Here is a 12662-nt window from a genome sequence, read left to right as displayed (position 1 = left end):
ACGGCTCCGAAATTCATGGGTCCATTGTGCCGGGCAATGGAATCATAAAGGTAAATTTTGCCGCGTGTCGGGCTTTGACTTGCTTCAAATTAAAGTTGTGGTTAGCGGCAAGTTGCGCGACATGATTAAAAATGAATGAAACTTCGGAGGACAGAAATGAGCGATACGGTGCAGGAAAAGACCGGTTTGATCGTCAATGCGGACGGCAAAATGCGCTGTTTCTGGCCCGGTGAGTTGCCTGATTACATAGCCTATCACGATAATGAGTGGGGCGTTCCGGTAACGAATGATCACCGTCTGTTTGAGAAAATCTGCCTTGAAGGCTTTCAGTCAGGGCTGTCGTGGCTGACGATCCTGCGCAAACGTGAGAATTTTCGCGCAGCTTTTGACGGGTTCGATTTCCACCGCGTAGCTCTATACGACGATAAGGATATCGAGCGGCTATTGGCTGACAAAGGTATTGTGCGGCATCGCGGAAAGATCGTGTCCACAATCAACAACGCCAAGCGCGCAATCGAGCTGGTCAAAGAAAAAGGTTCGCTCGCTGCTTATTTCTGGTCCTTTGAGCCGGGTGCAGAGGATCGCCCGCAAGTGGTGGATTATCCGACCTTGTCTGCCAATCCCACAACGACTACCTCAACCCGGATTTCTAAAGATCTTAAAAAACGCGGCTGGTCTTTCGTGGGGCCGACCACCGTTTACGCTTTCATGCAGGCCATGGGACTGGTCAACGACCACATTGAAGGCTGCCACTGCCGTCCGAACATCGAAAAGCTTCGGCAAGCACTGACTCGACCCAAGTAATGCCAATGTGCGATGCGTCAGTATCTTAGCGCCTTGGTATAAGGGCGATTGCAGCAAAATCCGTTTTCTGGCACATCTCATTTTCAGGAGTGTGAAAATGGATATGACATCGCTTGTGGCTTTTGCCGGTATTCTGGTTGTGGCGGCTGGTACGCCGGGACCGAACATTGGTGCGCTGGTCGCCCGTGTTCTTAGCCGTGGTCATAAGGGCGTGTTTCCATTCATGTTCGGGCTTTGGTTGGGTGACGCGATCTGGCTTTCGCTTGCCGTGTGGGGTCTGTCTGCACTCGCCCACAGCTTCCACACTGTTTTCCTTGTGTTGAAATATCTTGGCGTCGCTTATCTGATCTATCTTTCGTGGAAAATGTGGTTTGCTCCCGTTGCTGAGAGCGTGGATGAGGATGCTATCCCGCGCCATGGAGAGGCAAAGAAGCTCTTCTTCAGCGCTTTGGCGGTTACGCTCGGTAATCCCAAGATCATGGTATTCTACGTCGCGATCCTGCCAACCATCATCGACATCACCCATGTTTCAGTTGTTGGCTGGATGGAATTGCTGCTTGTTATGTTTGTGGTGCTGGCGCTTGTTGACAGCGCCTGGGTGGTGCTTGCAACACAGGCACGGCGCCTGCTTCGCAGTCCACGCGCTATGCAGATCGCCAATCGTACCAGTGCCGGAATGATGGCCGGTGCGGCGGTTGCTATCGCTACACGCTGATTGTGTAGACTACCCTTGCCGCACTCGTCTTGATGCGTTAGGAAACCGGCAACGGATTTGCCGGGTTTGTCCGGCGCAACATGAACAAAATCAACGATCAGGCGGAAAAAATGGCCGATAAAGCGGACAAGATGAAAGCGCGGTTGCCACGCGGGTTTGTCGATCGGGTGCCGGATGATCTGCGCGCCACAGAAAAGATGACAGCGACCATCCGGGAAGTCTACGACCTTTATGGATTTGAGCCAGTGGAAACGCCGCTCATCGAATATACCGATGCGCTTGGAAAGTTCCTGCCGGATCAGGACCGCCCGAATGAAGGCGTGTTCTCGTTTCAGGACGATGACGAGCAGTGGTTGTCGCTGCGCTATGATCTGACCGCACCACTCGCACGCTTTGTGGCTGAGAATTATGAAAGCCTGCCCAAGCCATATCGCAGCTATCGCAATGGTTGGGTTTTCCGTAACGAGAAGCCGGGTCCGGGTCGTTTCCGCCAGTTCATGCAGTTCGATGCCGACACAGTCGGCGCGCCGAATGTCTCGGCTGATGCCGAAATGTGCATGATGATGGCGGATACGGTTGAGCGTCTTGGCATTCAGCGCGGCGATTACGTGATCCGCGTCAACAATCGTAAGGTTCTCGACGGTGTACTCGAAGCGATTGGCCTTGAAGGCGATGAGAATGCTGGCAAACGCCTCAATGTTCTGCGCGCCATCGATAAGCTCGACAAGTTTGGTGTAGAAGGTGTTCGTCTTCTGCTCGGCAAGGGTCGCCTTGATGAAAGTGGCGATTTCACCAAGGGTGCATTGCTTGATGATGCAGCCGTGGAAAAAGTTCTGGCTTTCACCTCTGCGGGCGGTGTCAATGGTGCCGAAACGATTGCCAATTTGCAGGCCGTTGTTGCTGGTAACGCCAAGGGCGAAGAAGGCGTTAAAGAGCTTGCCGATATGGAAGCATTGTTCGACGCTGGCGGTTACGAAGGTCGCGTGAAGATCGATCCGTCCGTGGTTCGCGGTCTTGAATATTACACCGGCCCTGTCTTTGAAGCCGAGCTTCTGTTCGATGTGACCAATGAAGATGGCCAGAAGGTCGTGTTCGGTTCGGTTGGCGGCGGTGGCCGTTATGATGGTCTGGTTTCGCGCTTCCGTGGCGAGCCAGTTCCGGCAACGGGTTTCTCGATTGGCGTTTCGCGCCTGATGACGGCATTGAAGAATCTCGGCAAGCTCGATGTTTCTGATGTGGTTGGCCCGGTTGTCGTTCTGGTCATGGACAAGGACGCTGCAAGCCTTGGTCGCTATCAAAAGATGGTTTCCGATTTGCGCCAGTCCGGCATCCGCGCCGAAATGTATGTCGGTGGTTCCGGCATGAAAGCACAGATGAAATATGCGGATCGTCGTGATGCGCCATGCGTGATCATTCAGGGTTCGCAGGAGCGTGACGCGGGCGAAGTTCAGATCAAGGATCTGATCGAAGGCAAGCGTATCTCTGCCGAGATCGAGGACAATGCGACCTGGCGCGAAAGCCGCCCGGCGCAGGTTACGGTCAAGGAAGAAGGTATCGTTGAAGCAGTTCGCGAAATCTTAGAAGCGCAGGCTCGCGATCGCGCACAGCAGGCAAAGTGACGGGACGATGACTGGATCACGCACATCACCGATCTTCGCGATGCTTCGCGGGCAGCTTGATACCAGCGAAGCGGAACTTGTTGATATTCCGCTGATCCAGCCAGCTGATCCGTTTCTGGATATGGCGGGCGAGGATTTGCGCCGCCGTATTTTCCTGACCGAAAACGAGAATGGCGACAGCCTTTGCCTGCGTCCGGAATTCACCATTCCGGTCTGCCGCAATCACATCGCGCTTAATGCCGCAACGCCCAAGCGTTATGCCTATCTTGGCGAGGTTTTCCGCCAGCGCCGTGATGGCGCTGCGGAGTTTCTACAGGCAGGGATCGAAGATCTCGGTGCTGCCGATGAAGCGGCATCAGATGCACGTTCGATTGGTGATGCGCTAACATGCGTGAAGTCTGCCTCCAGAGACGTACAGCTCGAAATCGTTCTCGGTGATCAGGCCGTTTTTGCAGGAATGCTGAAAGCGCTTGGTTTGCCACAGGGCTGGCGCAAGAAACTGCTGCGCGCTTTCGGCGATGAACGCACGATGGAAGCAGCCTTTGCCGAGCTGACGGGTGAACAGCGTAACGATCCGCTGCCCGAACAGCTTGCCGGGCTTGTTGCTGAAGGTGATGAGGCCGGGCTCGCACGCATGCTTGAAACCGAAATGCTGGAAGCCGGTATTTCACCGGGAGCGGGCCGCACGCCTGCCGAGATCGCGCGTCGCTTGATTGAAAAAGAAGATCTGGCCGCAACGCGGTTTCCTTCCTCAGCGCTTGAAGTGCTGAAGCGTTTCCTCGCGACGCGTGTTTCGCTGGAAGCTGCAAGCATCACGTTACGCGCTTTCGCTGCCGACAATGCGCTTGATTTGAGCGCCGTTCTGCAAAAATTCGAAGCACGTACCGATGCGATTATTGCAGCTGGCATTTCGGTGGAAGACATTGTCTATGACGCGTCTTTCGGTCGCCCGCTCGATTATTACACAGGCCTTGTCTATGAGATCCGCCAGGCGGGTAGCGACAAGGATATGGTTCTGGCAGGTGGCGGTCGTTACGACCGTCTGCTGACCATGCTTGGCGCATCCGAAAACATTCCCGGCGTTGGCTTTTCCATCTGGCTCGACCGGCTTCAGGCGCTGAGCGGAGAACAATCATGACTGTGACATTGGCACTCCCTTCCAAGGGACGGTTGAAGGAGCAGACGCTCGCGGTTCTGGAGACAGCTGGATACAAGGTTATTCTGCCTGACGATTCACGCAATTATCGCGCGCGGGTCGAGGGCGAGAATGACATCGATATTCTGTTTCTCTCGGCATCTGAAATCGCACGCGAGCTGGGTTACGGCAGCGTCGATCTGGGCGTGACCGGCGAAGACCTCGTGCGTGAGACACTGGCTCATGCCGACGAACGCGTTGTGATTGAAGCGGAGCTAGGCTTTGGCCACGCCGATGTTGTGGTTGCAGTGCCGGAAGTCTGGCGCGATGTGACCACAATGGCTGATCTTGACGATGTTGCTGCCGATTTCCGCCAGCGTCATGGTCGCCGTTTGCGCATCGCCACCAAATACTGGCGCCTGACGCAGCAATTCTTTTCACAAAAGCATGGCATCCAGGTCTATCGTATCGTTGAAAGCCTTGGAGCGACTGAAGGTGCGCCAGCAGCGGGTTCGGCTGATATGATCGTCGACATCACATCAACCGGTTCGACCCTGACGGCTAATCATCTGAAGGTATTGGAAGACGGTATCATCCTGCGCTCGCAGGCCTGTCTCGTATCGGCCCGTCGCGGTGAGACAAGTGCGCGGGTTGCGGAAGTCGTTGCGCGTATTCGTAAAGGTCTTGCAGGCTGATAAATGCCACATTGAATTAGAAAAGCCGGTCTGAAATTCAGACCGGCTTTTTTGTCTTTAGTTCGCTGGTTTGCTGCCAATGAGACCATAATAAGCGATGTAAATGTAGCAGATGATTGGCATCAGGAATGCCAGATGAATGCCCACAGTATCGGCCAGTGCGCCCTGAATGAGCGGGATGATCGCACCACCCACAATTGCCAGACACAGAATGCCAGAACCCTGGCTGGTGTGTTTGCCAAGACCATGCAGTGCGAGGCTGAAGATCGTCGGGAACATGATCGAGTTGAAGAGGCCGATAGCAAGTACCGACCACATGGCAACATGACCTGTGGTAGCGACCGTAATGAGCAGCAGAACGATTGCCATGAGCGCGTTGAAAGCCAGCGCCTTGCCGTCATCGATATAGCGCATCGCAACGGAGCCGATGAAGCGTCCGACCATGGCGCCGCCCCAGAAATAGGAAACGTAGTGCGCAGCTTCGGATTCGGCCAGGCCCGCAACATTCGGATCATTGAGGAAGTTCACGAGGAAACTGCCAACGCTGACCTCAGCGCCGACATAAACGAACAGACCGATAGAGCCTAAGACCAGATGGCGATACTGCCAGGCTGAACCATCTTCCTTGGTGATGACAGCGGTTTCTTCTTCCTGAACGTCAGGCAGTTTCAGGATTGCGAAAACGACTGCGAGAACTGCAAAGGCGAGGGCCAACAGAAGATAAGGGAACTGAACGGCATCAGCTTCTGCCGATCTTGCAGCATCACTGGTTGCTGCGGACAGGATCAGGAGGGCACCAAAGGATGGCGCGACGGTTGTGCCGAGCGAGTTGAAAGCCTGTGTCAGCGTCAAACGGCTCGCTGCGGTTTCCGGTGTCCCCAAAACTGTGACATAAGGATTTGCCGCGACCTGCAGGATCGTGACGCCTGATGCCAGCACAAAAAGCGCGCCGAGAAACAGCGCATAAACGCGATAGGATGCAGCTGGAATGAACAGTGCACAGCCAATGGCTGCAATCACCAGACCGGTTACGATACCCCATTTATAGGAGATGCGTTTGACAAGTGCACCGGCTGGCAGCGAGACGATGAAGTAAGCGCCGAAGAAGCAGAACTGGATCAGCATCGACTGGAAGTAGTTGAGCTGAAACACACCTTTGAGATGCGGGATAAGAATGTCGTTGAGACATGTGATGAAGCCCCACATGAAGAAGAGCATCGTGAGGCTGGCAAGTGCAAAGCTGTAATTGTTGCCCGAATGGGCATCAGCACGAAGCTGACTGTTCGTTGCGGGTGAAACGGCCATTTTTTCTCTACAAGCTAAGTTATGAGACACGTCTGGGAGGACGATATGTCTTTCCAAAATGAAAATAGGCGGTTGCATTATCTTACAAGAACGAAGGATGCAATCATCGCGCGTTCTAAGTAACAGTTCTGTGTCTTGATAAAGCGGATACTAAAAAAGCCGCGCTGTTGAGGCGCGGCTTTTTCAAAATATGTATTGCAGCTTGATCAGCCGCGCTTGGCATCGATCGAAATCGATCCTGCACCCTGCAGTGTAAGAAGGATCAGACCACCAGCAATGGCGAGGTTCTTCTGTGCCATCAGGGCGTTCATGCCTTCAGCGAAGTTCATGTGCGCTACGAGCGTTGCACCGATGGTGAAGAGAGCGACGATTGCGGCAGCAATACGGGTCTGGAAACCAACGAGAATAGCGAGACCACCGAGGAACTCAACCAGACCAACCAGAACGGCTGTTACAGTTGGAACCGGAAGACCTAGGCCTGCAAAGTAACCAGCAGTGCCGGAAATTGCAGTCAGCTTGCTGAAGCCAGCGAGAATGAACAGGATCGAAAGAAAGACGCGTGCGACGAGCGTGGCCAGGCCGTTGCTCTGAGGAGTGATAGACGACATCAGGGGTATCTCCAATTAAACTGAGCAATCAAATACCTACTCTACACTGTCAAGAAAAGATAGATATTCCTCGACAGTTTGTTCACCGCTTGTGTACAATCATTCCGGTGCGATCATTTTTTCAGCGCGTACCAGACGATCATAGTCTGCTTCGGAGACGTGACCGCTCTTTAGAGCTTCTTCCCGCAAGGTCGTGCCGTTCTTGTGTGCAGTCTTGGCGATCTTGGCTGCATTGTCATAACCGATGGCTGGGGCCAGAGCGGTCACAAGCATCAGCGAACGTTCAAGAAGATCCTTGATGCGATCTTCATTCGCTTCAATACCTTCAACGCAATGATCTGCGAAGGAAACCATGGCGTCGCTCAGAATACGGATCGATTGCAGTACATTATAAGCAATGACTGGCTTGAAAACATTAAGCTCGAAGTGGCCCTGACTTGCAGCAACCGTAACGGTCGTCTGATTGCCAAAGACTTGTGTTGCAACCATCGTCAAAGCTTCGGCCTGTGTCGGGTTGACCTTGCCGGGCATGATCGAGGAGCCCGGCTCGTTTTCCGGCAGCGATAGTTCGCCAAGGCCGGAGCGTGGGCCGGAACCCAGGAAGCGTATATCGTTGGCTATCTTGAAGAGATCAGCGGCCAACGCATTCAGGCTGCCGTGGAAATTTGCAAGTGCGCCGTGGCTTGCAAGCGCCTCAAATTTGTTTGGTGCCGTCTTGAAGCTCAGGCCGGTGATTTCACTGACAGCGTCTGCAAAGCCGGTATCGAAGCCTTTTGGCGCGTTGAGACCCGTACCAACGGCGGTGCCGCCCTGTGCGAGCAGGAAGACGTCAGCGAGGGACTGTTCGATGCGATGGCGCGCATATTCGAGTGCTGCGCGATAGCCGGAGAATTCCTGTCCAAGTGTGACCGGCGTTGCATCCTGCGTATGCGTGCGCCCGATCTTGATGATGTCCTTGAACGCCTCTTCCTTGTCCTTCAGCGCTTTGGTGAGATGCTCAAGTGCCGGGTAAAGCCGGTTTACAGCTTCAACGGCAGTCGCAATGTGAATTGCGGTTGGGAAGCTGTCGTTTGACGACTGGCTCATATTGACGTGATCGTTTGGATGAACCGGCTTTTTGGAACCAAGTTCACCACCGAGAAGCTCAATCGCGCGGTTTGAAATGACCTCGTTGGCGTTCATGTTCGACTGCGTGCCGGAACCGGTCTGCCAGACAACAAGTGGAAAATGATCGTCGAGCTTGCCCTCAATCACTTCCGATGCCGCAACAGCGATGACCTGTCCCAGAACCGGATCAAGCTTGCCCAACGCAATATTGGTTTCCGCTGCCGCCCGTTTGACGACGCCCAATGCATGAACCAGGGGCAGGGGCATACGCTCGCCGCCAATCTTGAAGTTTTGCAAAGAACGTTGTGTTTGCGCGCCCCAATAACGGTCGGCGGCAACATCGATCGGTCCGAAAGTATCTGTTTCGGTACGCGTGGCAGTCATTTTCAGTCTCCGGCTTGTTTCAAGCGGGTGAAATGCCCGCCTGTAGAATCGAGAATAACAGCATTGGTAGATTATTGGCTATGGAATGCTTACATTGCAAAGCCCTGACCCTCAGCCATTTGATAAAATATGAATATAAAAGTCAAATTTTATCGGCCGCCGCGCACATCCGGAATTTAATTATCCTCGTTGTCGTCATCGCCGTCGTCAGTTTCGGAAATCCACGCGGTCGGTTCGACCTTCTGCTGGGTTTTGCTATCGGTGAAAATCCACCAGCCAGTGTCAGTTTCATCCCAGTCGCCGCCGCCAGCTTTGAGCTTATCGAGCGATCGAAATTGACCAACCGATTCATTGCGCTGATCGTCATCATCGATCCAGACCACAGTGACTTTCCGCCCGTCTTTTGGCGCGGTCGCTATCGGTAGTTCTTTGCGCATATGATTATCCATCCCAATTGTCGTTCTGATAATCATAGGGCGAAAAAGCGTTGCGACAAGCCGGGTTATGCGACCCGTGAGCCATTGTCCGGCTTGTCGCAAGTAAACTAGCCGAGGCGAGCTGCCTTCAAAGCATGGCCCCACCATGCAAGCTGATCAAGCATGTTCTTCGCAGCTTCAGCCAGATGCGGGAAATCATCCAGCATGTTTTCTTTTTTGACGACTGCCAGATAGTCCGGAAACAGGATGTGTACGCCGGTTTTAACCGACATGGAGGACATTTCGACGGCAATCATGCGTAATTGTTCCACTGCACGTGCACCGCCGACGCCGCCGTGACCGACAAAACCCATTGGCTTCTGGATCCAGTCACCATAGTCGATGGCGTTTTTCAGAACGGCAGTCGGAGCGTGGTTGTATTCAGCGGCGGTGAGGATGTAGGCGTCAAACTCGCGAAGCTTGGTTTTCCACTTATCGGCGGTTTCAGCCTGTGCGGTCGTGGTTGTCGTGTCGCCATAAAAACCCATCGGATAATCGGCGAGGTCCAGAATTTCGACATCGAATTCAGGACGTTCAGCAGCGACCTTTGCAATCCATTCTGCTGACACCGGCGAAAAACGCTGTTCACGGGTGCTGCCGACAATCACGGCCACTTTAAGCTTACTCATGGATATTTCCTTTTTGAGTGGTAACCATTGGAGACTAACGCTATACAAGTGACCAGTTATATTGCGCAAGGAGGCACTTTTATGAAACTCGGTGACTTCAAGGAAACCAGCGCTTGTAGAGCAGTGACGGATATTCTCTCCCGTGTCGGCGATAAATGGACGGTTTTGGTGGTGAGCTATCTCGGCAATGGTCCGATGCGGTTTAATGAAATCCGCCGCACGGTTGACGGTATTTCGCAGAAAATGCTGACAACCACGTTGCGTAATCTTGAGCGCGATGGATTTGTATCCCGGACGATGTTTCCGACCATCCCTCCAAAGGTCGAATACGAACTGACGGAATTGGGTCGCGATCTTCTCAAACCTGTTCGTGGTTTGGGGGAATGGGCAATTGCCAATGAGGCGCAGGTCATGATGGCGCGGGCGCGCTATGATGCTCGCCTGTCCGGCGATGACCATGTACACGCAGATGCTGCGGAATAAACAAGTTAATGATTGGTCGCTGAAAAGTGGAAAGGCAGGCTCGCGCCTGCCTTTCCTGTTGCCTGAGACAGGACTTCCAAAGTGCGGGGGCAAACAGGAAGTCCATCTCGTATAACTAGCGATTGATCATGAAAGCCGCTGAAAGTAAATCAGAAAATGCTAAAATACATCCGGGCAATATAATTAAGCTCATGATAGGTAAATTTTCGATAAATCATAAAGAGTTACGCAATGTAAAAAAGGCGGCCAAAGGCCGCCTTTCTTTATCGTTCTGACGTTTAGACTTATTGGAAGTCCATGCCGCTCCCCGCGCCGCTAAGCGGCGCAGGCATTAAACCATGGGCGTGCTTTATGGACTTCTTAGAAGTCCATGCCGCCCATGCCGCCCATGCCACCAGGCATGCCAGCAGGAGCTGCATCCTTCTTAGGCAGTTCAGCGATCATAGCTTCCGTGGTGATCAGCAGGCCAGCAACCGATGCTGCGTTCTGCAGAGCAGTACGGACAACCTTGACTGGATCAACGATGCCGAGTGCGATCAGATCGCCGTATGTGCCGTTTGCAGTGTTGTAGCCGAAGGTTTCCGAAGCGTTTTCAAGGATCTTGCCAACGATTACGGATGCTTCTTCACCAGCGTTGGTCGTGATCTGACGGGCAGGAGCCTGCAGTGCGCGACGAACGATGGCAATACCAGCTTCCTGATCAGCATTGATGCCCTTGACGGAAACCTTTGCCGAAGCGCGAAGCAGAGCGGTACCACCGCCAGCAACGATGCCTTCTTCAACCGCAGCGCGGGTTGCGTTCAGGGCGTCGTCAACGCGGTCCTTCTTTTCCTTAACTTCAACTTCCGTTGCACCGCCGACGCGGATAACTGCAACACCGCCAGCAAGCTTAGCAAGACGTTCCTGCAGCTTTTCACGGTCGTAATCGGAAGAGGTTTCTTCGATCTGCTGCTTGATCTGGCCAACGCGTGCGTCGATTTCAGCCTTCTTGCCAGCGCCATCAACGATGGTGGTGGTTTCCTTGGTGATCGATACCTTCTTGGCGCGGCCGAGCATGTCGAGCGTTACGCTTTCGAGCTTGATGCCGAGGTCTTCGGAGATAACCTGACCACCGGTGAGGATCGCGATGTCTTCGAGCATTGCCTTACGGCGATCGCCGAAGCCAGGAGCCTTAACAGCAGCAATCTTCAGGCCGCCACGCAGCTTGTTGACTACGAGGGTAGCAAGAGCTTCGCCTTCGACGTCTTCAGCAACGATGATGAGTGGCTTGGAAGTCTGAACGACAGCTTCGAGAACAGGCAGAAGAGCCTGAAGGTTCGAAAGCTTCTTTTCGTGCAGAAGGATGTATGCGTCTTCGAGATCAGCAACCATCTTGTCTGGGTTGGTGACGAAGTATGGCGACAGGTAGCCGCGGTCGAACTGCATGCCTTCAACGACTTCGAGTTCGGTTTCAGCGGTCTTGGCTTCTTCAACCGTGATGACGCCTTCGTTGCCAACCTTCTGCATCGCTTCAGCGATCATCTTGCCGATTTCGGCTTCGCCGTTAGCGGAGATGGTGCCGACCTGAGCAACTTCTTCCGAAGTGTTGATCTTCTTGGCCTTCTTGAGAAGTTCAGCAACAACTTCGCCAACTGCGAGATCGATGCCGCGCTTCAGGTCCATTGGGTTCATGCCAGCGGCAACAGCCTTGGCGCCTTCCTGAACGATAGCCTGACCGAGAACGGTCGCAGTGGTGGTGCCGTCACCGGCAGTGTCGTTGGTCTTCGAAGCCACTTCGCGCAGCATCTGTGCGCCCATGTTTTCGAACTTGTCTTCCAGTTCGATTTCCTTGGCAACCGATACACCGTCCTTGGTGATGCGTGGAGCGCCGAAGGACTTGTCGATAACAACGTTACGACCCTTTGGGCCGAGCGTTACCTTTACAGCGTCAGCGAGGATATCGACGCCGCGCAGCATTTTTTCGCGCGCAGTGCGGCCGAATTTTACGTCTTTAGCAGCCATTTTACTCTCCTGGGAATTTCCCGGTCAGATTATGGTGATGAATGAATTAGTTACCGGCTAGTCCGCCGGTGAAATAAAGGTGTTAGCCGACAATACCAAGAATGTCGGATTCCTTCATGATCAGCAGGTCTTCGCCGCCGATCTTGACTTCGGTGCCCGACCACTTGCCGAACAGAACCTTGTCGCCAGCCTTAACTTCCAGAGCGATCAGCTTGCCAGCTTCGTCACGGGCGCCTGCGCCAACAGCGACGATTTCGCCTTCCTGTGGCTTTTCCTTGGCGGTTTCAGGGATGATGATGCCGCCAGCAGTCTTTGCTTCCGATTCTACGCGACGAACGACTACGCGGTCGTGAAGCGGACGGAACTTAATCTCAGCCATGGTATAACCCTTGGTGTTGTAGACGTTGAACCCTGTTAAACGAGCCGACCGGCTCGCGCTGTTAGCACTCTAGTTGCCTGAGTGCTAACGTACCTCTGAGATAGAAGCCGGGCTATTCTTTGTCAAGGATCGTTGCCGTTTTTTGACAGTTCGGAAGATAATTTCCGCTTGTATGCGCGTTCACGGCTGAGGACATTTATTTCTGGTATGTAGGAACTACACGGCTGAGCCACAAGGCGAACAGAGAAATAACCGCCTTCGATCAGTTATGTTCAGGAATTGACGGGCTTGGTTAATGGCAGCTGACCGACAGATTGATCGA

The 12662-nt window shown here is 53.6% G+C and carries 13 protein-coding genes; 6 read left to right on the top strand and 7 right to left on the bottom strand.

Features of this window, described 5'->3' with window-relative positions:
- The first annotated feature begins 156 nt into the window (after window positions 1-156).
- The 5 genes from CEV33_RS21890 to hisG all read left to right on the top strand — a co-directional run bounded on the left by CEV33_RS21890 (window position 157) and on the right by hisG (window position 4968).
- Window positions 157-804 (top strand): DNA-3-methyladenine glycosylase I, encoded by a 648-nt coding sequence (locus tag CEV33_RS21890; RefSeq protein ID WP_094542476.1) that lies wholly within the window; start codon window positions 157-159, stop codon window positions 802-804.
- Between the two features lie 97 nt (window positions 805-901).
- The gene (locus tag CEV33_RS21885) at window positions 902-1519 is read left to right on the top strand and encodes a LysE family translocator (protein WP_024897726.1); all 618 of its coding nucleotides are present in this window, start codon (window positions 902-904) and stop codon (window positions 1517-1519) included.
- A gap of 110 nt (window positions 1520-1629) precedes the next feature.
- Window positions 1630-3138 (top strand): histidine--tRNA ligase, encoded by a 1509-nt coding sequence (hisS, locus tag CEV33_RS21880; RefSeq protein ID WP_094542601.1) that lies wholly within the window; start codon window positions 1630-1632, stop codon window positions 3136-3138.
- A gap of 7 nt (window positions 3139-3145) precedes the next feature.
- Window positions 3146-4276: an ATP phosphoribosyltransferase regulatory subunit gene (locus CEV33_RS21875; protein ID WP_094542475.1), complete on the top strand. Its 1131-nt coding sequence runs from the start codon at window positions 3146-3148 to the stop codon at window positions 4274-4276.
- Window positions 4273-4968 carry an ATP phosphoribosyltransferase gene (gene hisG / locus CEV33_RS21870; RefSeq protein WP_094542474.1) on the top strand — a complete coding sequence of 232 codons (696 nt, stop codon included), beginning with the start codon at window positions 4273-4275 and terminating at the stop codon, window positions 4966-4968. The genes CEV33_RS21875 and hisG overlap by 4 nt, the downstream gene beginning before the upstream one ends.
- Before the next feature lie 57 nt (window positions 4969-5025).
- Here hisG and CEV33_RS21865 read toward each other — a convergent pair whose 3' ends face one another.
- From CEV33_RS21865 to CEV33_RS21845, 5 genes are all read right to left on the bottom strand, one after another.
- On the bottom strand, window positions 5026-6273 hold the full coding sequence (locus CEV33_RS21865; protein ID WP_094542473.1) for a sugar MFS transporter: 1248 nt from the start codon (window positions 6271-6273) through the stop codon (window positions 5026-5028).
- Between the two features lie 206 nt (window positions 6274-6479).
- Window positions 6480-6881, bottom strand: coding sequence for a DoxX family protein (locus CEV33_RS21860; protein WP_094542472.1), 402 nt, complete (start codon window positions 6879-6881; stop codon window positions 6480-6482).
- 99 nt (window positions 6882-6980) lie between these two features.
- Window positions 6981-8372, bottom strand: coding sequence for a class II fumarate hydratase (fumC, locus tag CEV33_RS21855; protein ID WP_094542471.1), 1392 nt, complete (start codon window positions 8370-8372; stop codon window positions 6981-6983).
- A 176-nt stretch (window positions 8373-8548) separates the two neighbouring features.
- On the bottom strand, window positions 8549-8809 hold the full coding sequence (locus CEV33_RS21850; protein ID WP_094542600.1) for a hypothetical protein: 261 nt from the start codon (window positions 8807-8809) through the stop codon (window positions 8549-8551).
- 107 nt (window positions 8810-8916) lie between these two features.
- Window positions 8917-9477, bottom strand: a complete 561-nt coding sequence (locus CEV33_RS21845) for an NADPH-dependent FMN reductase (protein ID WP_094542470.1) — start codon at window positions 9475-9477, stop codon at window positions 8917-8919.
- Between the two features lie 81 nt (window positions 9478-9558).
- On the opposite strand from CEV33_RS21845, the gene CEV33_RS21840 reads away from it, so the two are divergent.
- Window positions 9559-9960, top strand: a complete 402-nt coding sequence (locus CEV33_RS21840; protein WP_094542469.1) for a winged helix-turn-helix transcriptional regulator — start codon at window positions 9559-9561, stop codon at window positions 9958-9960.
- Between the two features lie 360 nt (window positions 9961-10320).
- Here CEV33_RS21840 and groL read toward each other — a convergent pair whose 3' ends face one another.
- Together groL and groES are read right to left on the bottom strand one after the other, a co-directional pair.
- Complete coding sequence (gene groL, locus CEV33_RS21835) at window positions 10321-11961, bottom strand: chaperonin GroEL (protein ID WP_094542468.1); 1641 nt, start codon at window positions 11959-11961, stop codon at window positions 10321-10323.
- Window positions 11962-12043: 82 nt separating this feature from the next.
- Complete coding sequence (groES, locus tag CEV33_RS21830) at window positions 12044-12340, bottom strand: co-chaperone GroES (protein ID WP_024897737.1); 297 nt, start codon at window positions 12338-12340, stop codon at window positions 12044-12046.
- Window positions 12341-12662 lie beyond the last annotated feature (322 nt).

The sequence above is a fragment of the Brucella grignonensis genome, from assembly GCF_002252505.1.
GTDB lineage: Bacteria > Pseudomonadota > Alphaproteobacteria > Rhizobiales > Rhizobiaceae > Brucella > Brucella grignonensis.
This window is presented reverse-complemented; position numbering and strand designations above follow the sequence as displayed.

Bases quoted from the DNA above. Each gene is read 5' to 3' on its own strand.
- CEV33_RS21890 (WP_094542476.1), top strand. From the start codon at position 157: ATGAGCGATACGGTGCAGGAAAAGACCGGTTTGATCGTCAATGCGGAC.
- CEV33_RS21885 (WP_024897726.1), top strand. From the start codon at position 902: ATGGATATGACATCGCTTGTGGCTTTTGCCGGTATTCTGGTTGTGGCG.
- hisS (WP_094542601.1), top strand. From the start codon at position 1,630: ATGGCCGATAAAGCGGACAAGATGAAAGCGCGGTTGCCACGCGGGTTT.
- CEV33_RS21875 (WP_094542475.1), top strand. From the start codon at position 3,146: ATGACTGGATCACGCACATCACCGATCTTCGCGATGCTTCGCGGGCAG.
- hisG (WP_094542474.1), top strand. From the start codon at position 4,273: ATGACTGTGACATTGGCACTCCCTTCCAAGGGACGGTTGAAGGAGCAG.
- CEV33_RS21865 (WP_094542473.1), bottom strand. From the start codon at position 6,273: ATGGCCGTTTCACCCGCAACGAACAGTCAGCTTCGTGCTGATGCCCAT.
- CEV33_RS21860 (WP_094542472.1), bottom strand. From the start codon at position 6,881: ATGTCGTCTATCACTCCTCAGAGCAACGGCCTGGCCACGCTCGTCGCA.
- fumC (WP_094542471.1), bottom strand. From the start codon at position 8,372: ATGACTGCCACGCGTACCGAAACAGATACTTTCGGACCGATCGATGTT.
- CEV33_RS21850 (WP_094542600.1), bottom strand. From the start codon at position 8,809: ATGCGCAAAGAACTACCGATAGCGACCGCGCCAAAAGACGGGCGGAAA.
- CEV33_RS21845 (WP_094542470.1), bottom strand. From the start codon at position 9,477: ATGAGTAAGCTTAAAGTGGCCGTGATTGTCGGCAGCACCCGTGAACAG.
- CEV33_RS21840 (WP_094542469.1), top strand. From the start codon at position 9,559: ATGAAACTCGGTGACTTCAAGGAAACCAGCGCTTGTAGAGCAGTGACG.
- groL (WP_094542468.1), bottom strand. From the start codon at position 11,961: ATGGCTGCTAAAGACGTAAAATTCGGCCGCACTGCGCGCGAAAAAATG.
- groES (WP_024897737.1), bottom strand. From the start codon at position 12,340: ATGGCTGAGATTAAGTTCCGTCCGCTTCACGACCGCGTAGTCGTTCGT.